The organism is Dyadobacter sp. LHD-138 (assembly GCF_030929615.1).
GTDB lineage: Bacteria > Bacteroidota > Bacteroidia > Cytophagales > Spirosomataceae > Dyadobacter.
The window spans coordinates 23284-48929 of the sequence record NZ_JAVFVU010000027.1; the positions used below are offsets into that span (position 1 = coordinate 23284).

Genomic DNA, 25646 nt, shown 5'->3' on the forward strand with positions numbered 1-25646 from the left:
TAACGCATGTGCTCACTACATGGCAGGGCTAAAATAGAAAAACTGCCCAGGTCAATCCGGTATTTTGAATGCCGACTGGAATGGTTGAACTTCTAAATTTTTACCTCCTAATGGCACTGTTGGGATGGAAAACACTACTTTAAAACTTTATTTCGATGTCATGCAACGTGCGGGTGATTATATTCCGTCTGATTATAGAATAGGTGCGAACCAAAGCCTATTTGTTTTTTACCATGAAGGTATTTACTGAATTTTTTCTGATCCTGGCATTGGGTTGTTCTTTGGGTTGTAACAATGTCAAAGATCTTCAACCCATTGATCCCGAGGTTGTACCACCAACAGCAGTGGAAGCATTGAAACGCCGTTATCCTTCGGCGGACGATATTTTAATGAAAACACTTGTTTTAAATAAGTTGTGGCATACCAGTTTTAAAAGCAATGCAAGCCAGTATGAAACACAGCTAAGTGCCACTGCGATCGTAGGTCCTGTAATCAGGAAGGCTGATGGTGATTTCTCATTTTACAAAAGCCTCACGGATCAGCTATCAATCAAAGGAGGTGAATTTTCAGATCTTAGGATTGTTGAAGGTACAACCAAAAATATCGGCCCAATTATCTATTATGATGCGTTGATGAATTACAGATTAAATGGGAAGTCGTATCAGTTACACTATTCATCGGTTGGCGAGTCTGATCAGATAAGACTTATATCCAATTTCTCCACGTACTATGTATTACAGCCAGAAGATATTCCCCAGCAGATCGTGAAATTCTTTTCCGATAATTCCTTATCTCTGGTTGACAACGATATTTATGTATTTGTCGATCCTGCGGGTTTGAAAACTTACCGTGCCTACCTGAAAGCATTATGGGCTCCTAACCCTGCCCATTATGCCATTTGCTTTGACAAGGACTTTAATCTGACATGGATCGGGCAGAATTCGGATGGGTCGGCGGTTGTTCCCACCGTCAACAGTGAGATAGGACGCGCGGAATTGCTGGCCAAATCGAGCAAGTATATCATTGATTTTAAACCAATCGTTGGGGCATTTCAAACCTCTTTCAAGGGATTGCAAAGTGTGAGGTATTTATTTACAAAGACGAATTTTGAAACGGACGGAGGTAGCTCCAAATCTATTGTTGAATCCTGGCAAATCCTGACAAACCCTGCATCAGAGCCGGTGTTGTCGGAAGAGTATATGGGTTATATTACCAGAAACTAAGCAGCGGCAGTAAATGAAGCATAGAATAGTAGAGACGCGTATCAGTCTGATTTAATGAAGTTGTTCAGATCCAAATCTAAACTGGGATTATCTGAGCTTGTGCAGGCCTGTCAAAAGCAGGATTCACGGGCTCAGGTTTTATTTTATGATCGGTATAAAGCGAAATTGATGGGAGTCTGCATTCGATATGCCCGGACTGTTTCAGAGGCTGAGGATATTTTCCAGGAAGGTATGCTTAAAATTTTTCAGAAAATTACGGAACTTAAAAATCCTCAATCGGCTGACAGTTGGGTGAAAACCATCATGATACGCTATGCTGTTGATTATTACAATCAGGTGACAAGGAAAGAAAACTTACAAGGGCCATATGAAGACATTCCCCTGGAATTGGGCACCAATGATCCTGAGGATTTACTTAATAAATTCGAAGTGACTGTGCTCTTGGAAACGATCAACGAGCTGCCTGATGGATATAGACTCGTAATCAACCTGTATTTCGTGGATGGTTATACGCATGCAGAAATTGCCGGGATTCTTGGGATCGTTGAAGGCACTTCACGCTCACAGCTACTTAGGGGACGCAATCTTTTGTTAAAAAAATTGGAACAAAAAGGCATCAAACAATATGAAACCTTTTGAAGAGGAAATAAATGATGCGATACGCAGAAAGCTCCAAAGTTCCCTTACCGACTTTGAAAGAAAACCTGATGCGGACATGGATCACAAAATGTATCAAATGCTCAAAAAAGCACCTTACTGGAAACAGCCGTACATGCTATGGGGCTTGGTTGGTTTATTGCTTTTTGTCGGAGCTGGTGTATTCATTTACAAAGAGCAGTTACAATCCGATCAGCCGGTGGGTGTAGCTGCTAATGCCCGGCAGAGTGTTGCAATGATTGACAGGAAGACGCTACCTGAGATACCTAATTTGGGCCAGCCGATTGTCGAGGCCTATCAAGGAATTCCGAATGGCAAAACTTTGGATAACAACAGCGTAACTGAAAAACAGAAGGCAGATCGGGCGGGTGCCAATGTGAGGCCTAACATAACCTTGTTGTCTGACACAGACAAACAGCAGGAAGCGGGTAGGAGCAGTGCGCATATAAAGGAGGTTAATTACCCAATAGATCAACAAACAATAAAACCGGGTAAGAATCTGTATGCCGGCCAGAAGTTGACGCCCGAAGCGCAAACTGACAGCAAAGAAAATGAAGGCGATATTACAGGGAAGGGAGTCCGGAAGCGGAGCACAAGCAGTATTGAATTGCTTTCTCTTAGATCGACTCTTGCAAATGGCAGCAAAATGAATTTGCCGGAAATTGGATATCCAAAGAGTGAAGATTTAGCTTCATTTGCTCGGGTAAAACCGGACAGTTTACATAGGAAATTGTACATTGACTTATCGGCATTGAAAAAAATGACCTTTGTTTTTACTGTCACACCATTTCAAACTCTTCAACAGGTAAGTGTGTTGTCCAGGGAGGGCTACCGCATTCAGAACGTTGAGCTTGCGGGCACTCTTTCGACTTTGGGATATAAATTTGGAGCTGGTTTGCAAAAGGGAGGTTTTCAGTTGTTGGTGAATTTTAGCAGGATCAATACTCATCTAAACTATGCATATGCATCGGCCGAATTTAAGGTCGTCGAAAAACCATTGAATGATTTTGAAATAAAGCGTCTGGGCGTGGTTAAATCGGAAAGCAAATCGAGTAATTTATTGGGTTTGGGAGCAAAAAAACAAATTGATTTTACCAGCCGCCAGCTTGGCTGGCTCTATACAACCGTCGGAGTGGAGTATTCCAGATTTCTTGGTCAGAATTCGGGAGGTCTACTTTTTCTTAATTTCTCTTCAGGAAAAAGTTTTCTGATTCATTCTTCGACGAACATGAGTGTAGGCCCTTATTTTGAATATAGCTTTGGCAGGATAAAGGCAGCAGACCAGCAGATTACAATAGGGCCATCCCAAGTGGGGCTGTCGATTCAGTTGAAATTGGGTCAGGATAAATAAGTGGACCATCCGTATTTGGTAAATAGGTAATCGTCGAGTCTTGCCTCTCGTTCCAACAGCCGGATCTGACTTGCATGTCAGATCCGGCGATTAAAATTATTACAGATCCAACTGGGTGTCATCAAAAACACGGGGTTTGCGGGTAAACAAGCTGTTCATTGTTTTCTCCCACTTTTTTAGTCCTGTTTGCTTGTCAAGTGCCACTACCTTATTAATTGCCCAGGCATAAATGAAATTTCCTTTCACTTCAAAGTTCCATGGGGAAATATCATCAGGGTTGTACATCTGGCTTTCCCATTGGGTGTTTCCCGTACTTTGGTCTATTGCCAGCATTTTACCATTCATATACGATGCAAATAACATTCCATTTTCGGTAGCGAGTTGATGGAACCCTCCCTGGTTATACTCTCCAAATTGCCGTTCCCATTTTTTCTTCCCTGTTTCAGCATCGTAGGCAAATAGTTTTCCTCCCGATGTTCCGAAAAAACACGATCCATTGGCAACTACCGGATAAGTGTACGCACCCGGGTTAGTTTTTTGCAGTTCCCACTTTACTGACCCGGATTTTGAGTCTACCGCAAGAATTTTCTCATTGTTCATCGCATAAAAGGTTCCATCAATTGGATTCACAAGCTCGCCAATCGGGTAACTTTGGATTTTCCTTCCGGTTTCGGCATCCAGGATGTATGAAAATTTGGTGCCTCCAATATAGATTTTATTGTCCGTTAGCCGCATCATGTGCTAAACATTGTCGAAGGCCGGAATCTCGCTGGTTGCAATGTCTGTGGCCCATTTAACTGAACCCGTTGTTAAATCCGTAGCGTAAATGGCAAATCTCTGTGTAGTAGGCCATCCATTTGAAAATGGCCCCCTAAACATCAAAGCCATAAACGCAGTGCCATTATCTACTCCGATCAACTGATTTATTTGTAACTCATGGCAACAGCCCAGGTAGAAACCTGGTTTTAACTGGTTGTAAACCTGCTGTATTACTTTGCCGGTTGATGGTTCTACCGAGATCAGGTTTTTTGCCTTTGACGGATTGTTATACAAAACCACAGTATCTGAATACATTCCGATCCTGCCATAGGCCGTCTGGTTGAGATAGAGCTTCCCGGCGGTTCCGGCACTGACCTCACCAAGAAACGGCATTTCCCACTTGACCATACCCGTGTTGCCATCCAGGGCAGTTAGCTTGTCTGTGGGGACCAAAACAATATTCTGACGTTCTTCCAACGTGATTGGGTCTATATTACTTGATTTTTTCGAACAGGAAGAAAGTACAAGCGCCGATATTATAAAAGCAAAGAGGCTTTGTCTGTTTATTTTCATGGGAATTGCAGTCTGATTAAGCAGAATTTAAGTTTGCGTCAGGGGTTTGAGTCCGGTCGATTGGGTTTTGCCCGCTCGGTATTGGGTCAATTGATATCCGCTGACAGGTTTAGTTTGTCTGCCCGAAGTAAGTACTGCTTATTAGATTTTTATTCGAATCGAAACAAAGGTTCCAGGATTCATTGGCAGTCCCATTGGATTGCTGCTTGATAAGAAGAAATTCATAGGAAGTTAAGCCTCCATAGACATTTAATGATGCCCTGGTATTGGAAACAGGATTTCCAAGCGCGAAATTCTGGAATTCTGCTCCGGAGTTAAACAGATTCTTAAAATGACTGAGATCGCTATCTGAAATTTTAGTTAATCCCCCGGTGAGCGAATCGAAATTCGTAAAACTTTCCACCCGGTTAAAATTCGATACCCAGATTAAGTTGGCATGCTCGTCAAATAATAGCGGTAAATCCGTCATTCCATAGTAGCTCACCATTACGTGATACCGTTTTGTTCCATTTGTCGTCAAAAAAACAGAGCCGCTTTTGTAGGTCAGTTCATTTTTATCGAGCAAATGAGGTTTAAGCTGCTCCTCCAACTGCAATGAAGCCACATATGCCGGATTGGGCTTGTTTCTGTCGTTAACAAATTTTTGGATTGCTTCCGGCAGATCATTCAATGATTTGGTTTCATAGCTCAATTGCCGGGTTGCCATCTGGACATAGCCATTTGTATTTATACTCAATGTGTAGTTAACCCCATTCAACAGGTAGTCTGTTACATGACGCTGCGGTTGACCAGGAATTTCCACGATACGGTAATTGGAAGAAACCCCTCCTGCAATTGCAAGACCGGCTAGTTTGACTTGCAGAGAATCATGAAAACTTTCACCGGCAACCCGGGCAGTTGTGAGGAATTCCTGATTGTTGGATACCACCGATACGGCCGTTCCGCTCATTTTAAAATTGGCTTGATATACCTTATTTTCTTCCAGGACAGAAAATTTGACCGCGGTTGCAGTAGGGTATTTTTCTTTAACCGACGCTATAAAAGTGGCAGGAACCTGCTCGGCAGGCTCTACGACATGGTCTTTTCCTGAATTACATGCCTGGATAAGAAAAACTATTGCAGTTATCAGAACTTTTAATCTTTTCATTTTTTTGTTAGTTATTTCGATTGAATAAATGGGAAAAGGAGGCGATGTGTCATGACTACTGGTGCCTGGTTAATAGACCGGACAAAGTCATTAATTCGTTGCATCAGATAAAACAAAATACAATTGATGTATCATTAAACTTCTGATTTAACGGAGGGGTAATTTAAAAGAGCTACTGAAAGTCTGCCTGAAGGAACAAGTGAAGAATTTTCGTCTGCGTTTATTAAATTGGCTTCTTTCGAGAAGATTTGTTATCGAATCTTTAGGGATTATCTGACATAACAGGTTTTTACTATCCAAAGACATATACTCCTCTGTTGAACTCAAATCATTGGGACATGATTTAGACTATCAAATTACAATGCTAAGTGAGTATATTTTGAATCATAAATTGGATTTTAATAATATATTGGAAAATAGTTATGTGATAGCTGATGATCTAAATGCAAAGTATACTGTTGCAGGGCTAATTTGCAAAATAGTTTATGCAAAAAGTGGATTTAATGGATTGAAAAGACTCTTTTTGGCTGGATGCAGCTCGGAAGATTTTTATCGGACTATTGAAAGAACCTTTAATATTAGGCGAGAAAATTTTGATTCATTTGTTAAAGCCGAAATGAAACATTACAGTCAGACGCTGTTAAAATAATTATTTTTATATACCAAGGATTTAAATTTACAAATTTTATATAATCCTAAATAAATTTTGATTTCGTAATTTGCCCCAGTTATTTGGAAGAAGCTGATAAAGGTGTTTGTGAGATTGTATCAAGGACATGATAATTGCTAAATAAAGAATTATTTCATGTACACTTTGTGAAAATCTATCTTGTTGAGCTACAAAGGGGGTAATGAGAGCAATTTTTAAGGTGTAAAAATTTATCGGATCAAAGATCCGTTTTAAGTCTGAAAACTGCATTTTTTGAGAAAATACATCTTGTAGTCCGTAAATGGCTGAGAGCTTCATGTTTTTATTTATGACACTTTTTAAAATGGGTTTAGTATCAATATTGACAGGGGATTCATTTAAAAAAACAGCACCTGGGCTTTATCATTAAAGACATTCGAATTGGAAAAGCTGTCGTTTTAGTACTTCTGATTCAGTTTTTTGACTCTTCGGTCGGTGTTGGCATTTTGAAGAACCCAAAGTACTGTTTGTGCTTTCCTCAAAAAATACGCTTTGCGAACCATGGTATGTTCTATATTTTGGGTAAATGAAAGGGGGCTCAATGCGGTCCACCGCGGGCGGCACATGGAGAGTAAATATCTACCCTGACAGATAATTTAGCAGTATTGCGCTACTAGCAAGTCGGTATCGACGTTAACAAGGACTCTTTACAAATTTGATTATCAACCATCGACATCAAGGATAAGAAAACTATGAAAGTGTGAATAGAACGTGAACAATCTCACCTCCTTCTCCTGTAATCGTTGCGTGCTCTGATCTTGCTTCCATTCCTTTTGGCAGATTTAAAGTGTAGTATCCACAGGTATACGAACTTTTAAGGTAGTTCCTCCTCGGGAGGGATTGGTGATGGAAAAATCTCCGTTAATTGCTCGTACCCGTTTGTTAATTGAATCCAGCCCTATCCCTTTTCTTTGCGGCATAAACATTCCTCTTCCGTTATCAGTAATTTCGAGGTTAAGCCAGTCCGGGTCGGTAAAAACTAAAATTTCAACGTGTGTTGCCTGAGCATGTTTGATAATATTGACAATCGCTTCCTTTACCGTTAACAGTACCGTGATTTTTATCTCCAGAGGCAAAATTAAGCCATTCGGCTCCACGTCAACACTTAGTTCTATTTTACTTCCGGAAAAGAATAGCGTAATATGGTCAACCAACCCTTCCCAGAATTTAGTTTCACCTTCATCATAGTATATTTGATGAGACATGGTTCTGGCCTTTCGATAGCTATCCTGAAGAATACCGACTATGAGATTCATCTTTCTTTTTGCTTCAGTATCTGTTTCTTTTAAAGTTTGTGCTTGTAGAAACTGTGTGCTGGCTGCAATGGAGGATGAAAAATCATCGTGTAGATCCTGTGCAATTTTCTTTCGGATCCTGTTTTCCGCATCTTCTACTCTGATCATCTGGATATCGGTAAGTTCAGCGAGTTGACCGATCAGTGATCTGGTTTTGTTTCTGGCAACACGGTAGCGGTTCCAAAAAAATAAACCCAAAACCGAAAGTAAGGCCAGTACGCCAAAGGTTATGCGAAGCAATCCACGTTCCTTTTTACGTAATCGACTGATTTCTAAGTCCTTCACAAGCATATTGTATTTCCTTTCCAGCTCGAACACGTCACCCCGATGCCCCAAAATTTGACTGCGTCGAAAATGGTCCAGCAATTCCATATGGTAATGCAAGGCCATGTCATAATTTTCGTGCTCAGCTTCGTATTCGACCAGTCGTTTGAGTAAAACACCGTTGTACTCTGCATCTTTTTTCCGATTGATGCTCTTAAGTAAAGAAACCCCTTCATTGATTTTTCCAGTTTCCAGGAGACTTAATCCTTTATAAACCAGCCGGACTTCCTCATTTGTATTCTCTAAAATATTAGGTCCTTTAAGGATAAATGCCGAATCCGCAAACATGATGGAGTGCTTATATTTTTTCTGGTGGTAGGCTAGTCTGGCGAGTTCGGTATAGGCTTCAATGCGCCACCGAAATTGACTTGGCTCTTTAAATTGTAAAACTTTTCTAAGTATAAAACTGGCGGAATCAGCAGAATGGCTTGCGAGGTGTTCACTGAATTTCGAAATATGTGCTCTTGCTTTTATCAGTAATAAATACGGTTTTAAATGTTCCTGGGCATTATAATTGCTGTGCTTAGTAACAAAGGTAAATGTTGAATCCGCACTTGATATGACTCTGTCGTATAACTGAAGTTTTTGAAATATCATCAATACTCCCGAATGGCAATCACTGATTTGTTCAAATTCAGAGGCCGTTTTAAAGATATCAATTGCACTTTGAAAATCCGCATAGGCGCCGGAAAAATTGTCCTTATCAATTTTAACATAAGCCTGAATTTTTCGTGCATAAGCCTCCTTCCTTCGATCAATTCCTGTAAATCGTGAAGCTTCTTGCAATGCAATTTTTGAATATTTATCAACTGAGTCCGGAATATTTCTCTGATACCAGAACCAGGATAAGTCATTAAGAAAAAGCATACGCTCATTTACATCAGCCAGGTTGCGATACCTTGCTCCCTTCAGTTTAGCGAGTCCTGCCAACTCATTTCTAAGCATAGGATCGGGAATTGAATAGTATGCCCGCAAAATTCGACCAGTCTCCTGTAATCGAACCCGTAGACGATACCTGGGTTGTGTGGAATCAGGTAAATGACGAAACAGGTTTTCGCTGATCTGGGCGTATGCTGCCGATGAAAACATTAGAAATGCTATCATTAGATACCAGCCATTTAATTTATGCATCATAAAGCGGTAAAAAATGCCAAGCGATAACAATCAACATCACTAAAATATATTTCTCCAATCGTGCAGGTAGTCCAAATAGAAATTTAACGATTCTCGATAAGCCCTGCACGGATCGCATAAACGATTGCCTGGGAGATACTGTTTGCACCAATCTTTATCATTATATTTTTGCGATGAGTCATCACCGTATGGATACTGAGGTTCAGCTGTTCAGCAATTTGTGCTGTGCTTTGTCCAGCTGAAAGCCATGATACTATTTCTATCTCGCGTGTCGTCAATTCCTTATTCTCATTTTGAATCTCCTCATTAATCAAAAGCTCCTTGATGGCCGGTGAAATGTAAGTACCTTTATCGGACAGGGCCGCAATGCATTCCTTTACCTCGTTGATATCATCAATTTTGCTAAGAAAACCATCCACTTTTTGATGTAATATTTTTTTTACCAGTACAGCATTATCAACGCTGCTAACGATAACAATCCGGATATCAACGGGAAGTTTACGAAGATCACTTAGTAGGTGCAGGGAGTTACCCCTTCCAATAAAAAAATCTAAAAACAAACAAATCTCTCCGCTACGGGAAACTTTACAATACTCAATAAGTTGCTTTTCGGACGAAAAATAATGCACGTCATCGAATAGACCGGTACTTTTTAGTAGTTCGGAGAACGCCTGTCCAAAAAATAGATGATCTTCGTAGATGACCGCAGTTTGCATTTGACGGGCTTGAGGAAACATTTCCATATTTGATTTTAAAATCTTCTTAAATGCGTACGAAGTGTAAAAATTTATTTTTTGTGCCCTCAAATATTACTGTAACCAATTTAGAAGTCTTGAATTGCGGTCAACTAAGGAGTAACGCAAGCTAAATGGAACCTGTTAATATTGTATAAAAGTATAAAAAAAATTCTATCAGACATATAGTAGCATTCAAACGCAGCAGAAATTGGATTTGCATCCAGATAGTGGATGGGGAATTTGCTTTACTTTTTTATTGTATACCATTTATATTGATCAGGTTCAAAATTCAGAACCTGATTCTGCTTATTCGTTTTCAACGAATATCTTTGATACAAAGCCAGTGCCTTTCTGTAAAGACGATTCTAACCCATTGCTTCATCTCCCATGCCTAGAAAACAAGGTGTAAAAACTAGCTTTACAACGTTGCATGACGCTTTGATATTTTTTTGCCTGATTTGTGTGCGGATACAGCTTTTTGACGCGCTCGAATTCAGCATTACGTTGTGTCAAAGAAGCATCAGCTGATGGATTGCAATGAGTTTATTTTTTCCTTTTGGCCATTCAAAAGTGACGCATACGGAGGAATACATAAAAATACACTAAATGGTGTATTTTATTAATGGCATTAATTATCAAATTTTGCAATACAATAATTTCATCAACTGCCATATGCATAATATCATTGAACGAGAGTATAGTATACGAATGGGAACTTATCACGGTGCCGTGTATAGGTCTAATGGTTGGACCTTTTGTGAGCGGATTCTGAACAAGATAAACGGATATCGAGCAAAGCACTTAATCATGTTAAAGATAAAATTGCATAGGCCATAGGTTGATTTGCCCTCAATGGAACCCTTTTATTTCTGCATAGTTAGGAGCATGTTCCTATATGATGAATCAAGGGTAATCATTTGAGAGACCATAATGAAATGATGATGTACGCTAACTTAAACTAAATCATGAAAAAAGAATTCCGGCGCAAAATTCGGTTAACCATTTCCAAAATAAACCTCGGATAGGGATGGTTTTTTTCCTGGGTTTCATCAGGGGGCATTATTTTGGTAATGTTTGTTGGTAAGCTTATAGGCTTAGCTGATTTGTCTGTTGACGTATGTAGTGATACGGTAACTAATAATTGCATAGCGAAGAAGCTACTTTGTACCGCAGTTTTACAGCTTTTACTTGTACCATCATGTCTGACAGCGGTGTCAGCGGTGGAGGTAAAGGGAGGCGAGTAGACCACGGGAGGAGAAATAAATAGGTCCAGGTGTGAAATACCTCACAGGCGGATTATACGATTTAAATACATTAGAATTAACTAAAGTTATACCTGAACGTAAGCCTTGCTCAGACTTTGTTGGCTGTGCCTCTGTTCACCTTGCATCCACTATAATTAAGACGCTTCCTTTGGTCTGACTAGACGTTTATACTTTTATGTCATTCACCTGCATCGCGTTAACGCTATTTAACGCAAAGGGTTACTGAGCTTTTCTCCCTCATTGATTGATGAACAATTACCGTTAAAAAAGGGGTCATATCTGATACTGACAAGCCTCATATTAAAATTCACCACTCAAAAAAATATGCCTATGCATGTACCATCCCATTGATTGAAGCCCAATAAAATATTTCATCAACCCAAGCACACTGTTTATCTGAAAAATGACGCTAAAACTCAATCCGGCTAGCAGCCGATAGAAAACACACTGGTATGAATATGCTTCAGCAAACTTATTATGATTGCTATTTTGAGTAGTTGCAATACCCGATCGGTAGGGTAGTTTGCTGGCATATGAATTACGTCCCCCATTTTTGCAGCACATAGGATGTTGTAACCATCAAATTTTAACCAGCTTACTATGAAACAATGTTTAAAAATACTATTGCTACTGCTTTTGTTTTCGGTAATGGCACATGCCCAAAACTGCTCGATCAACGCAGGTGGTGACCAGACCATTTGTCTGGGAGCACCCATTAATCTGGAAGGAAGTAGTGGTGGCCCGATCAATGCCAGTACGCTGACCTGGTCTGTGGTTAGCCAACCAGCAGGAGCCAGCGTTACCATAGCCAATCCACATAGCTTTAATGCCAGCACTGGCATCTCAACCGTGATCGGTACCTATGTATTCCGGCTTACTGTACAATGCGGTGACAATATTGTTACCAACAATGACGTGAGCGTTACGGTCAATCCTGTACCAGCTGTGCCAACGCAGTCCGGAACTACAACTTACTCCTGCTACACGGGTGGCCCCATCAGTATTTCCGGTACCCCACCGGTTGCCGGAGAGACAGCCCAATGGTTTGTTCCCAATGGCGCCGGTTCATTCAGTGCAGCTGGATCCAGCACAACCAACTTTACACCCAATTTTCCTTTTGATGAGTGTACAGCCACACATGCTATCGACATAACCTACATCATCACCAATGCAAGCGGTTGCACGCGGTCGGCTACCCGTAAGTATTCATTTTCCAGACAATATGCTTTTTCTGCGACTGCGGAACCTTTGAATATTTGCGGCGACCATGTGTTACTCAAAGGCAGTTGCCCAAGTAACGGCACGGCGCTTTGGACAGTGGAAAGTGCACCTGCTGGGGCACCGGCTCCTGTTTTTGGCAGTGCATCATCCCGAAATACAGGAGCTTCCAACCTCGTTCCGGGAAATTACACATTTCGATATACAGTATCGGGTTCGACGTGCAGTAATGGCACTGGTACTGTGAATGTTTTTGTGGGTAGTGGCAGTCCGGTATCTGAGGCACAAGCTGGGGATGACCAGCACTTTTGTTCGGATCCGGGAACTATTTCGTTAAGTGGCAACACACCGGCCGTAGGCGAAACCGCGACCTGGTCGTTCCTAAGCGGCGGTACGAGCGTAGCGATTGCCAACCCTTCCAGCCCCAATACTATTGTGTCCGGGCTTACAAGTGCAGGTGCTCCTTATCAGTTTACCTATAAAATTTCAGCACCGGGCGGCTGCTCTCGGGTGGATACAGTATCCATTTTTGTCGAACGGGAGCTCGTGTTATCCAATACTTATGCCAGTACATGCAACACTGACTTTTTACCGAGCTCGGGTGGACCCGGTCTCGTTAACCGTACGGCTCAGTTGGGAAACTTTGCTTTTAACGAATTGGATGAGCTTACCGTATCCGTCACTTATATTTCCGGGCCTGCTTCCACGATTCTAAATTATACTGCCATAGGGACTTCACTAAATGGTAATATCAAAAACAATGTGCCAAGCACTACCATTGCCCTGGGCCAGACCTTTACAAAAAAATTCTGGAATACGGGAAACGCGTCTTCTCCTGATGAATTGTATATACCGCCCACTGGTGAATCCGACCAAAGGGAGTATCTTTCCTATTATGTTGTTAATGGCGGCATATATACCACTGTTGGCCAATACAAGTACAGGGTTACCTATACAACCAAATGCAGTACCTATGTGGCAGATGTTGTTGTCGACAGGGGAACGAGCATTAGCGTGAATGCGGGTTCTGACGTATTTCTTAATTGCGGTGCTACCAATGCCACACTTGCAGGTAATGTTATTGATAATTTTGCGACGTGGCAAACGGTGTCCATGCCTGCCGGTGCTACAAATCCGATTAATTCCGCTAATCATCAACTGAGAAATCCGCCCATTTCCGGATTGGTCAATGGAACCTACATATTCCGGTATGCCAACAATGCGGGTACTACCTGTGTTCAGGACGTAGACGATGTGAAAGTAGTGGTTTCCAATACGCCACCGCCTGCTCCCAATGCCGGAGTGGATCAAACGGTATGCGCTGGCAGTTTCACCCTGAATGGCTCTGTAATTCCTGGTACTGCGCTGGGACAATGGTCGGTGGTAACGCCAGCTGGTGCGCCTGTTACTTTCTCCGATGCAACCACCGCTAATCCTACGGTTTCGGGTCTGCTTGCCAGTACGGCCTATACCTTCAGGTACACCCTTACCAATGGATGCGGAAGCAGCTTTGATGATGTGGTGATCACAACGAATTCAAACACTGCACCTCCCAAGCCAACAATTGCAATTACAGGCGGCGCCTGCTCGGCTACTTCAGTATCCTCATATCCTTATACCAACAGTGTTGTGGTGACGCATCCTGCACTGGGAACCAATACAGGCGCACTCACCATCGTGGTCGTCCCTGCCGGCTCAGGAACAGCAACCCAAACGGGTTCTACTGTTACGAGTAAAACGGTTCAACTGAACCTGTCGGCTGATGCGGCCGTATCATTCATCTGGACGGTCAGCAATGCGAGCTGCTCGGGACAAGCTGCCAGTGATACGGTTACAACATATTTTTTGGCTAACAGGACCTCTGTTTTTGCCGGAAATGACCAGACCTTGTGTTCTGTCAGTGCTTTTCCATTTGTAGCTTCTTTGAACGGCATGGCTACGGCAATTCCGAAAAACTGGAGTCTGCTTTATAGCTCAAACGGACAGAACGTAACATTCGGAAGTTCGACCAGCAGTAACACCGCCGTTACATTACCTGCCGATGGAACATACCGATTTAAATATGAAATTATCGGCGCTGATCCTACTTGCAGTTTTACAGATTACGTAACCATTGTGGCATCCAGTCCCGGTTCGTTGGCACAGGCCGGTCCTGATGTATCAATTTGCAACGCGACAGGCATATTTAATCTGGCGGCTACACCGTTGACGGCAGGTACAGGTGTATGGGAAATCGTTGAGATCATAGACGGGATTGTACCAACGATTGCCAATGTAAATTCCGCAACCTCCGGGATTATATTTACACAATCCGGAACGGTTGTTTTACGCTGGAATTCTTATGGAAGTAATACGGCTTGTGGCCCGTCCAGCAGCGATCTGGTGACCGTTAGGTATGTAGCGCCTGCAAAAGCAGGGGCTGATATTAACTTATGTAACAGCACTTCGACCAACCTAAATGCGTTGAATGCGGAACCCGCCATCGGAACCTGGTCACAGCTTAGCGGCCCTAATACCGCAACATTGGCCAATACAGCAAATCCCAATACACTAATTTCCGGCTTGGTGGCAGGTACTTATACATTCCGTTGGTCGGTTGGCCTTGGCGGTAGTTGTGTTACCACAGACAATGTGGTGGTAACGATCAGCAATATATCAGCTGTTGCCAATGCCGGAACCGATTTCACGGAGTGTAACGCAAGTGGGAACAGTACCGTTTTGATGAATGCAACGGCTGCCCCGGCGGGCTTGACAGGAACCTGGACGGTTACCAATTTCCCGGTTGGAGCGAGTGCAGGAACATTCTCCAATGCAAACGACCCCAAAGCGGTCTACACGGGCGCAACGGTAGCAGGTAATTATAGTTTTGCATGGACATTGAGTGACGGGAACTGTACTTCCACTGATTTTGTGACCGTAACCGTAAATCCGGCATCCTGTATAACCATCAGCGGTACCGTATTCGATGATGCCAATGGCAATACGCTGATTGACGGTGTGGATGCCAGCTTGACGATTCCGGCAAACATGTATGTTTACCTGGTCAACGCCTCAGGTGTGATTATTGACGTGGTAAATCTGGGATCGGGTAACACCTATTCTTTTGGCGCACGCTCTAATGCAAGCTACACCATTGAACTCTCGACTGTGCAGTATCAACTGGGTACAAATACCAATGTTACGCCCATTGACAATACGCCTCCGGCAGATTGGGTAACAACCGGCGAAAACGGAGCAGGAAACACAGGCCCAGGCGATCTTACTCCCAACGGAACGCTGGCCGTGACAACCGGCACCGCGAACGTAACACAGCAAAACTTCGGTATTGAGAAAAAACCGGTTGTTTATACGGCAGTGGATGCTGCCCGGCCTAACCCGGGAGGGGCTATCCAAAGCCCGGTTACATCTACCTTGTTTACAGGAGACGACAAAGAAGATGGTACTTATCCCGCGAATCTGACTGGCAGAGAGGTAACGCTTTCTCCGGCAACCAACGGCACCCTGTATTATAATGGGAACCCGGTCACGGGTCCGCTTACGATCACCAACTTTGATCCAACCAAAGTAAGTGTAGACCCTACGGCCACAGGTACAACAACCGGGTTAACCGGTGCTTCACCAGATCCGATATTTACTTACACGGTGACGGATGAAGCAGGGGTTGAATCCGATCCCAAAACGATCCGGGTGCCATTTACAACGGCTTTACCGGTTACGCTGGTGTCATTCACTGCAACCAAAACCGAAGCTTACAGCCAATTGACATGGACGACTACCGAGGAAAGCAACAGTGATCACTTTGAGGTACAGCACAGTCATGATGCCGCTAACTGGGCTGTTGCTGGTAAGGTTAATGCTTCAGGAGAAAGTAAGGCGGTTATAAACTATGCATTCAGGCACGATAAGCCTGTGAGCGGTTCAAACTACTACCGCCTGAAAATGATCGATCAAGACGCAACATATGCATACAGCCGGATTGTGAGCGTACGCTTTGAAGGTGAAAGTAATCTTAACGTGTACCCCAACCCTGTATCCGACTTCTTACAGATCAAAAACGAGAACAAGCAACTGATCAAATCGGTAGAGATCATTGACATTGCGGGTAAAACGGTATACCTGAACAGCAGCGAGCGCGGCTTGTCAGATATACTGTCCAAGGGTGTAGACATCAGTAAGCTTCCAAGCGGAGCTTATGTGGTCAGGGTGTCAGGCGTTAACGGTATTGTCTCAACCAGTAAAATCATTGTGGCTCACTGATTTGTAAAAAATGCGGTGATTCCCATCATTTAATATACTGTCTGCCTCCTTGTATCGCTACGGTTTTACATGTGAGGCGGACAGTATTGGTTGATTTTTCTATTTTCAGCAATTTAACCATTCCAGATATAAGATCACGACTATCGCAATCAAGGCCCTCAAAAGGAGTATTAATTTACAGCATTCAGAGCTCCTGAAATCACAGTTGAAAGTAAATGAATTGGGTAATTGATTGAATAAACGCCATTAAAATATTGGGTTAATCGGGTATTGAAGATGATAACAATCATCAGCTATCAAATCTAAGTCGAACTATTTTTTCTTTCATCCAAACAAATTCATGTTATGAAAAGGCACTTTACATGTTTAATTTTCTCATGCCTGGTAATTGTTCTGTTTCCCGGAAGCAAACTTTTTGCCCAGAGCCCCTTCTCCTGCCAGGATGGTGTAGCCTATCAGATCATAGGCAACCCGTCAGTTTTGTACACGGTTGATTTTCGCACAGGCGTTAAAACGGAGCTTTTTAACGCTGCTGCCTTGGGCAGTCGAAACCTTACTGGATTAGGATATAATAGTGTAAATAACTATCTGTATGCAGCGGTAAGTGGGACCAATGATATCGTAAAGATTGAGTCAAATGGGACGACCACCCTTATCGATATCCCTGGCTTGCCCACCTCTGCTTATACCGCTGGTGCTGTATCGCCAACGGGTATCATGTATCTGTATGTAGCCAGCACTACAAGTATTCAAAGAATAGATTTGAACAGCATGACCTTGCTGACATCCATAACGCTTACTACGGGAGCCAATCTTCAGGATATATCGATAAGCCCGGATGGTAACTACATCTATGGGATTTCTGCCGGTAACGGTCAGCTAGTCAGATATCCCATTGGAGGGGGGGCTATTTCGGCAACAGAAGTAGGTTTTGGCGGAGCAGGTGTTGCAGCATCTGTCTTTATGGACAACACGGGCGATTTGTTTCTGATCACTAATGCAAGCTCGAGTGTATATGAAATTTCAGGTCCAGCCTATTCCATTTCCACCAGTACAACCCTAGTATCACCTGCCTTAAATACTGCTATTACAAACACGGATGGTGCCAGTTGTATCACCTCAGTGTTAACGAGCAGTACGCCCATAGGTTGTAAGCAGGGAGTAGCTCATTTGGTTTCTCAAAATACCCCTTATGATCTCGATGGTTGCGATGCTAATAACGGCACCTCTACGATTACGGAGTATAATCTTTTAACAGGTGCATTTACAACATCTGGGCAATTAGTAAATTCTTTTGGTGGTAACACGGCAATAAACGCTGTGGGGTACAATCCTACTGATGGGTACATTTGGGGATACAGATTGGGTACGAATCAATTGGTAAGGATAGGAGCTAACAACACAGTCGATTTTTTTGCCATACAGAGCTTGCCGAATACATGCCCAACTGTCAGTTCGATAGACAATACTGCTTTTACTTCAGCAGATGTTTCAGCCAACGGCGTGTCGTATTTATTGAATGGCATTGAAGGAACTCACCTTTACCTTGTTGATATTAATCCATCCTCACCCAATTACCTGCAATTATTGGGGGCTATCCCATTGTCACATAGCCCGGGTGTAGGTAATATTAGTGCTATTACAGATATTGCATTTAATCCTATTGATGGGCTATTGTACGCTGTGACAGTGAACAATAATTTAATCAGAATAAACCCCACCACAGGTTCGGTTAACACTTTGGGGGTAGTGAGTGGCGTGCCGGCAGGTGTGGGGTATGTTACCCAATATTTTGATGTTAACGGTAACTTTTACATCCAAGCTGGAAATGGAAGTAACGATATGTATCGCATTACCAATGTAGCCGGTGGAGGACTCTCCGCTACACTATTTAATGGTAACGGGTTTACCATCGCAATAGGTGGAGATGGGGCCAACTGCGCAACCAGTCTTTCATTTGTTACGCTTTCCGGATCTGTGTTAGATGATGGTAACGGGGCAACAGACGGTACGGTAAATACCTCAGGTCTCAGTCCATTGAATCCCATAGATGGAACAAACCTCGATGGAGTTCAACTTTATGTTTCTCTTGTCAATAGCAGCGGAGCAGTTATCCAAACAGTGGCCGTATCTTCCAGTGGTACTTATACTTTTAATAATGTGGAGCCAGGGACTTATTCAACTGTTTTGAGCACAATTTCAACCGGAACCTCCGCAGCAGACTCCCCACTGCCAACGGGATGGGACAATACCGGTGAGCAAATTGGAACGGCACTTGGTGGAGAGCAACTTACTGCCAATGGCGTGGTGACTAATATTGTTGTCGGTTCTGTTAATGTTGATAACCTGAATTTTGGGATCAACAAAAAGCCGGTTGTTGCGAGCGGAACAAATGCCCCACAAAGCAACCCGGGCGGTTCGGGGGCTGGCGCAACAGTACCCGTTACGTCTGGCCTGTTTGCAGGTTCTGATCTTGAAGACGGAAGCTACCCGGCCAACCTGGCAGGAGAAACGGTCACATTGACTCCGGGAGCCAATGGAGATCTTTACTACGATGGCATCATGGTACCGGTGGGAGGTATTGCAATACCAAACTTTGATCCGAGCAAGGTTTCCGTTGATCCATCTGGCACCAGCAACCAGGAGGTGAAAACGGTTGAATTTACCTATACCATAACGGACAATGCCGGTGTGGTCTCTGACCCTAAAGCGATCCATGTACCTGTGATTGCTAATCCGCTTCCGGTTACGCTGGTGCGCTTTACCGCTAAAAAAGGTGAGCGCAATGCTGTAATGCTCGATTGGGCAACAACAGCGGAAATCAACAGTGAGCAGTTTGAAGTTCAGCATAGCACCAATGGTAAAAACTGGGACATGATTAAAACCATTGCTGCATCGGGTGAAAGTAAAACTGTTAAAAACTATATGTACACGCACGACACACCTGTAAATGGGTTAAACTACTACCGCCTGAAAATGATCGATCAAGATGCAACGTATGCGTTCAGCCGCATTGTGAGCATCAGTTTTGAAGGTGAGCATAACCTAAATGTGTATCCTAACCCGGTATCTGACCTCTTACAGATTATAAATGTGAACAAACAATTAATCAAATCGGTGGAGATCATTGACATTGCCGGCAAAATAGTATACCTGAGCAGCAGCGAGCGCGGCTTGTCAGATATAGTATCGAAAGGTGTAGACATCAGTAAGCTTCCAAGCGGCGCTTATGTGGTCAGGGTGTCGGGCATTAACGGTATTCTCTCAACCAGTAAAATCATTGTGGTTCACTGATTTTAAAAAAAAATGTGGGTGATTCCCATCATTTAACATACTGTCGGCCTCCTTGTATCGCTACAGTTTTACATGCGGGGCGGACATCATTGGTCGGTTTTTTACCTTTAAATTATTAGAACTTATGAAACATTATATTACCTGTTCTAAAAAGGCATTAATGATGGCCCTATCCTTGTCTCTTTTGGTTGGTAAGGGTTACAGCCAATGCTCTACCACTACTTCATGGGCAGTAAGTGGTACCGGTGTGTATAGCATAAACACCGGTGTTACACCTTTTACGCAAACAGCATATAACAACAAGTTACCTGTTTTTGCGGTTGCAAATGCATTTAATGCGGGTACTAACTCGATGTATGTCGTTACTGGAGCAAATAACCCGGTGAGCCCTGTACTGTATGTATATAACACTGCAACGCCTACTGTGAACGCAGTTTCCACGGGCTATACGTTACCTGCTGTCACCATAGCCAATGCAGGAGCAAGTACGAGATATCAATCCGGCGGCCAGGATGCAGATGGTAATCTATATTTTGCGACCAACAATGGAAGGATGATGGTCAAAATTAGTCCGACAACCGGTGTACCTACAGTAGTCTGGGACAATACATCTCCTCTCACAACTGTTGGGTTAGGAGCACCGGATTTTTATACGGATAACGCTAAAAATTTTGTGGTAGATTCCAATGGAGATTTCATTTTCTTTGATACCGTTTCCAAAATGCTATACAATGTTCCAAAAACGGGAGGAACTGCAACTGCCAGGGGGGCTGTAAGTGGGTTGCCAGGCGGCTATAATGCAACAGACATTTTCTTTGCCAATGGGAATTTGTATTTGAGCTCGGATAATGCCGGATCTTATCCTATCAACTCGACGACCTTAGCGGTCGGGGCTCAGGCTGGGATCAATACATATGAGGATGTAACCTCTGGATTTTGTGCCGCCGGAACTTTACTTTTGCCAACGACATCGGACCTTTGTCCTGCAAATACCATGTACGCTTCATCCCCTAATGGTTCGGTAATCAACACACTTAATGCGACAACCTTTACTGTAATCGCTACGCACATTCCGTTAGTACCTACATACTCGACCACTTTTAACGGAGCAGACGGTAAAGTGTATTATGCTACTAACAGCATTGGTGCAAGCAATCCTCCGATTTATGTTTTTGATCCGGTTACTAATTTGAGCTATACTTCGGGATGTACACTTCCATCACCTGGCGCGGGAAGGTATTATATCTCTGGAGGAAGCGATGCTGCCGGTAATTTGTATTTCGTTACGGATCACGGGCATGCTGCTTATCGCATTAACCCAACTGCCTCATGTACGGTGACTACTCTTTGGGATGCTTCCACGCCCGTTATCGACGATCCCAAACGCCCCTATAATCTTTCATTTACGAGTGACTTTAAAGACGTGACGCTTGATGTTTCGGGTAATCTGATATTTGTTGATGATTTCGGACATTCTCTTTGGGTTGTAAATCCGGTAACCAGACAGGCTGCATACAGAGGTGAGATAATTGGAGTTACAGGTACCGTTGGAGATGTGTTTTTTAATGACACCAATTTGTTTGTCGCAACCAGCGGCAATGGAACCTACCAGGTGGATGCTTCAATGCTTGTAGGAACTTCCGTAAGCGCCTATAATTCATCGGAAGTTGCTTCTGCACCTTGTGAGGCGGGAGCTCTACCTACACTTGAAGAGCCTGAAGTTTGCGTTTCTAATGTAATGTATACTGCTACTAATAATCTTCAGCAAATCAATGCTACAACATTTGCTCCCATTAAAACGTATGTATTGCCATTTAGTACAGCTTACGCCGTTGCATGGTCCAGCAATGGGTATGTTTATACCGTAACTTCCGAGGTAAACCCAATAAATCCAAGTATTTACGGGTTGAATCCATCAACAGGCGCAGTATTTAACACTGGCTGTACTTTACCCTCACTTGGCTCAAATAGATATTATATCAGCGGGACAAGCGATGCAGAAGGGAATATATATTTTAACAGCAACGAAGGACATACTTTTGTCAAAGTTAATCCTGCGACCTGTGTGCAGGAAATTCTTTGGCATAATGTCTCATCAATTCCAACTGTAGGTGCGCCAGCGGGAGTCAACTTTATTCCACCACCTGGTGATGGCCTGGACGTTACAATTGATGCAAATGGGGATTACTATTTTATTGCCGATATCAATCACTATTTGTGGCAAGTAAAAAAGGGAACAACTACTGCTATTTATAGGGGACAGCTTACTGGTTCAGTTGCGGCGAGCACAATTTCGGACATTGTTTTCAACGGTTTGAACGTATATGTAACAACGGGAACAAATGGTAGCGCTGGTGTATTCCAACTTAATCCGACGACATATGTTACAACGCCGGTTCCCGGTACATCATCTTACGTATATTACGATGCTGCGTCAGCTCCCTGCGTCGCCTTACCGCTGGAACTTAGAATCTCTGGTAATGTTTATGATGATGGAAATGGGAATACGGATAACACAGTAAGCAGAAACGGTGTGGGTTCCCTAAATCCTATCAATGGAACGAACCTGGAAGGGGTAGCGCTGTATGTAACTTTGGTCAATGCAAGCAATGTCGCAGTAGCTACTGTGCCGGTATCTGCCAGTGGAACCTACGAATTCCAAAATGTTGCTCCTGGTACTTATTCCGTTGTTTTGAGCATAAATCCCGCGGGCACTATTTCTGCTGACTCACCATTGCCAACAGGCTGGGACAATGCCGGTGAACAATTTGGGACTGCTGTCAATGGAGCAGATGGAACACCTAATGGAATTTTGTCCGGTATTGTCGTGACTTCCAACAATGTAACAGATACCAATTTTGGGATCAACAAAAAGCCGGTTGTTGCGAGCGGAACAAATGCCCCACAAAGCAACCCGGGCGGTTCGGGGGCTGGCGCAACAGTACCCGTTACGTCTGGCCTGTTTGCAGGTTCTGATCTTGAAGACGGAAGCTACCCGGCCAACCTGACAGGAAGAACAGTCACATTGACTCCGGGAGCCAATGGAGATCTTTACTACGATGGCATCATGGTACCGGCGGGAGGTATTTCAATACCAAACTTTGATCCGAGCAAGGTTTCCGTTGATCCATCTGGCACCAGCAACCAGGAGGTGAAAACGGTTGAATTTACCTATACCATAACGGACAATGCCGGTGTGGTCTCTGACGCTAAAGCGATCCATGTACCTGTGATTGCTAATCCGCTTCCGGTTACGCTGGTGCGCTTTACCGCTAAAAAAGGTGAGCGCAATGCTGTAATGCTCGATTGGGCAACAACAGCGGAAATCAACAGTGAGCAGTTTGAAGTTCAGCATAGCACCAATGGTAAAAACTGGGACATGATTAAAACCATTGCTGCATCGGGTGAAAGTAAAACTGTTAAAAACTATATGTACACGCACGACACACCTGTAAATGGGTTAAACTACTACCGCCTGAAAATGATCGATCAAGATGCAACGTATGCGTTCAGCCGCATTGTGAGCATCACTTTTGAAGGAGAGCATAACCTAAATGTGTATCCTAACCCGGTATCTGACCTCTTACAGATTATAAATGTGAACAAACAATTAATCAAATCGGTGGAGATCATTGACATTGCCGGCAAAATAGTATACCTGAGCAGCAGCGAGCGCGGCTTGTCAGATATAGTATCGAAAGGTGTAGACATCAGTAAGCTTCCAAGCGGCGCTTATGTGGTCAGGGTGTCGGGCGTTAACGGTATTCTCTCAACCAATAAAATCATTATTGCTCACTGATAACCAAACTTGTTACGGACTTCTTTTTAATTATCCATAATCAGACATAACCACATGAGTGAAATGTGGTTATGTCTGTTATCCAAAAATTAAAAAGAAGTCCCAACAATGTTTCATCTTATTTTTATAACATCCTACTAGTATCATGATTACAGCACTCATCGACCGCAACATCATTCTGCGTACAGGACTTCACACCATATTGAGTAGAAATTTTCCGGATATGCTGATTCTGGATGCTGAATCAGTGGAATCTTTTGGCCGGGAGCATAGGGACTTACAACCTGATCTGGTTGTTTTTGCCCAACAAATGGAAATAGACATTACAAGTGAAATTGTGCAACTAAAGAATTTTTGCAAACCAGGTGCTATTATGGTTTACAATATCGTCTTTGATGTGAAAGTGATACGGGAATATTTTAAAAATGGCGTTATAGGTTGTATTTCGAGAAGAATCAGTGAACCAGAACTTGTTAAATGTGTAACTGAGGTGTTGGACGGAAGGCGATACATAGGACAGGATTTTCAGGAGCTTATTTTGGAAGGAGCCCTTACAAACCCCTGGGCTCCAAAGACCGAAGGCAGACCTTTACTTTCTCCGCGAGAAAAGCAAATTGCTGTATACCTGAGCAATGGGTACAAAACAACATGGATCGCCAATGAACTGAAAAAAAAGCCATCGACAATCAGTACAATAAAAATGAATATTTTTAGAAAACTCAGCATAGACAATGTTGTTGCATTAAGGCAGATTATTACGACTGCCTAATCTTTCAGAAAATACCATCAGCCCCAGGTGATCGAAGAAAAAAAGTTCCTCCTTCTTTGTTCGCTGACCCGCATCAGGTAGCTAGCTGACCTGGCTATGTACGGCAGACAGGATCGGTCAGCAAGAATGCGTATGTGGGGGAGCGAATGCTGGAGTCCTTGCGACAGCTAACGGTAATATCTTTCTGGGCTATAAATCGGGTTTAACAGTGCGGCCAGCAACCGGCTAATTATTCACGGCACCTGGGCTATCAACTGAATTCATTTAGAAAGTTATTTTTTACAAGCGGGCAACTGAATATAAAAGTACTCATCACACTCTCACAGGGCAGTCTCCCCGGAAAAATTCCGGAATTATTATAATGTTCAACTAAACTTAAACAACTGACATGGCAAAAATCAATCCTTATATCAACTTTAAAGGGAATTGCGAAGAGGCCTTTAATTTTTACAAATCCGTTTTTGGAGGAGAATTTTTATTTAGAGGTCGGTACAAAGACATGCCTCCATCTGAAAATGGTCAGTCGCATGAAATAGATGGCGAAAAGATTATGCACATATCACTACCGGTTGGCCAAGAAACTTTACTGATGGGTAGTGACGTGGGAGGCGAATGGGCGAAAGATACCATTGATGGAAACAATATCCAGATTTCGATCAGTGCTGGTAGCGAGCAGGAAGCAACGCAGCTTTTTAACGGATTGTCTGTGGGAGGAAGGATCAATATGCCTTTGGAAAGAACGTTCTGGGGGTCGTTTTTTGGTATGTTGACTGATAAATTCGGAATTAATTGGATGGTTGATTATGATTATAGATTGGATGGTTGATTACGATTGTAAGTAGCAGTGATAGCCTAACAAGATGAAATTGAAGTTTTGTTAGGGCTATCATTTTTTTTAGTTTTCAATACCTTTTCGGCCGTGGGAAGTCAATCGTTGGTTTCAATTGAAGACGGTAGATTATAGCTTCTTGGGTCAACTCTAAAAGTAAATAGAAATAATTTGGGAACTCCAAGTGGCTTTGTCAAAAGATGTTGAAAAAATGTATCGCAAGTATGTCCTTGGTGCCTGTTTCTCTGACTCCTTGGAAGAACTTCGGATCTTACCTGTAATAGTTGAGACCTAATGCCTTTTTTAGAATTTCGCGATCAGTTTTTA

Annotated in this window: 14 protein-coding genes; 9 read left to right on the plus strand and 5 right to left on the minus strand. The window is 43.0% G+C overall.

Translation table 11 applies throughout. The annotated features are described in order from the left end of the window. Positions 1 to 233: 233 nt before the first annotated feature. The 3 genes from RB622_RS19205 to RB622_RS19215 are packed head-to-tail and all read left to right on the plus strand — an operon-like array spanning position 234 to position 3231. The gene (locus tag RB622_RS19205) at positions 234 to 1223 is read left to right on the plus strand and encodes a hypothetical protein (RefSeq protein ID WP_308048232.1); all 990 of its coding nucleotides are present in this window, start codon (positions 234 to 236) and stop codon (positions 1221 to 1223) included. Between the two features lie 54 nt (positions 1224 to 1277). Continuing rightward, on the plus strand, positions 1278 to 1862 hold the full coding sequence (locus RB622_RS19210) for an RNA polymerase sigma factor (protein ID WP_308048233.1): 585 nt from the start codon (positions 1278 to 1280) through the stop codon (positions 1860 to 1862). Further along, positions 1849 to 3231: a hypothetical protein gene (locus tag RB622_RS19215; RefSeq protein ID WP_308048234.1), complete on the plus strand. Its 1383-nt coding sequence runs from the start codon at positions 1849 to 1851 to the stop codon at positions 3229 to 3231. The genes RB622_RS19210 and RB622_RS19215 overlap by 14 nt, the downstream gene beginning before the upstream one ends. 99 nt (positions 3232 to 3330) lie before the next feature. Here the strand turns inward: RB622_RS19215 and RB622_RS19220 are convergent, their stop codons facing one another. The 3 genes from RB622_RS19220 to RB622_RS19230 form a co-directional block, all read right to left on the minus strand. Continuing rightward, positions 3331 to 3969 (minus strand): PQQ-binding-like beta-propeller repeat protein, encoded by a 639-nt coding sequence (locus RB622_RS19220; RefSeq protein ID WP_308048235.1) that lies wholly within the window; start codon positions 3967 to 3969, stop codon positions 3331 to 3333. A gap of 3 nt (positions 3970 to 3972) precedes the next feature. Beyond that, positions 3973 to 4563, minus strand: coding sequence for a hypothetical protein (locus RB622_RS19225; RefSeq protein ID WP_308048236.1), 591 nt, complete (start codon positions 4561 to 4563; stop codon positions 3973 to 3975). 109 nt (positions 4564 to 4672) lie between these two features. After that, positions 4673 to 5710: a hypothetical protein gene (locus tag RB622_RS19230; protein ID WP_308048237.1), complete on the minus strand. Its 1038-nt coding sequence runs from the start codon at positions 5708 to 5710 to the stop codon at positions 4673 to 4675. Positions 5711 to 6041: 331 nt separating this feature from the next. Between RB622_RS19230 and RB622_RS19235 the strand changes: the two genes are divergently transcribed. Then, positions 6042 to 6359 carry a hypothetical protein gene (locus RB622_RS19235; RefSeq protein ID WP_308048238.1) on the plus strand — a complete coding sequence of 106 codons (318 nt, stop codon included), beginning with the start codon at positions 6042 to 6044 and terminating at the stop codon, positions 6357 to 6359. Between the two features lie 821 nt (positions 6360 to 7180). Here RB622_RS19235 and RB622_RS19240 read toward each other — a convergent pair. Continuing rightward, positions 7181 to 9121: an ATP-binding protein gene (locus RB622_RS19240; RefSeq protein ID WP_308048239.1), complete on the minus strand. Its 1941-nt coding sequence runs from the start codon at positions 9119 to 9121 to the stop codon at positions 7181 to 7183. Between the two features lie 113 nt (positions 9122 to 9234). Continuing rightward, positions 9235 to 9894, minus strand: a complete 660-nt coding sequence (locus RB622_RS19245; RefSeq protein WP_308048241.1) for a response regulator transcription factor — start codon at positions 9892 to 9894, stop codon at positions 9235 to 9237. A 1859-nt stretch (positions 9895 to 11753) separates the two neighbouring features. On the opposite strand from RB622_RS19245, the gene RB622_RS19250 reads away from it, so the two are divergent. From RB622_RS19250 to RB622_RS19270, 5 genes are all read left to right on the plus strand, one after another. Beyond that, the gene (locus RB622_RS19250) at positions 11754 to 16628 is read left to right on the plus strand and encodes a PKD domain-containing protein (protein WP_308048242.1); all 4875 of its coding nucleotides are present in this window, start codon (positions 11754 to 11756) and stop codon (positions 16626 to 16628) included. A gap of 345 nt (positions 16629 to 16973) precedes the next feature. Next, positions 16974 to 19922 carry a DUF6923 family protein gene (locus RB622_RS19255; RefSeq protein ID WP_308048243.1) on the plus strand — a complete coding sequence of 983 codons (2949 nt, stop codon included), beginning with the start codon at positions 16974 to 16976 and terminating at the stop codon, positions 19920 to 19922. A gap of 124 nt (positions 19923 to 20046) precedes the next feature. Next, complete coding sequence (locus RB622_RS19260) at positions 20047 to 23721, plus strand: T9SS type A sorting domain-containing protein (RefSeq protein WP_308048244.1); 3675 nt, start codon at positions 20047 to 20049, stop codon at positions 23719 to 23721. Between the two features lie 145 nt (positions 23722 to 23866). Next, positions 23867 to 24490, plus strand: a complete 624-nt coding sequence (locus RB622_RS19265) for a response regulator transcription factor (RefSeq protein WP_308048245.1) — start codon at positions 23867 to 23869, stop codon at positions 24488 to 24490. A 388-nt stretch (positions 24491 to 24878) separates the two neighbouring features. Next, positions 24879 to 25316, plus strand: coding sequence for a VOC family protein (locus RB622_RS19270; protein WP_308048246.1), 438 nt, complete (start codon positions 24879 to 24881; stop codon positions 25314 to 25316). Positions 25317 to 25646: the final 330 nt, after the last annotated feature.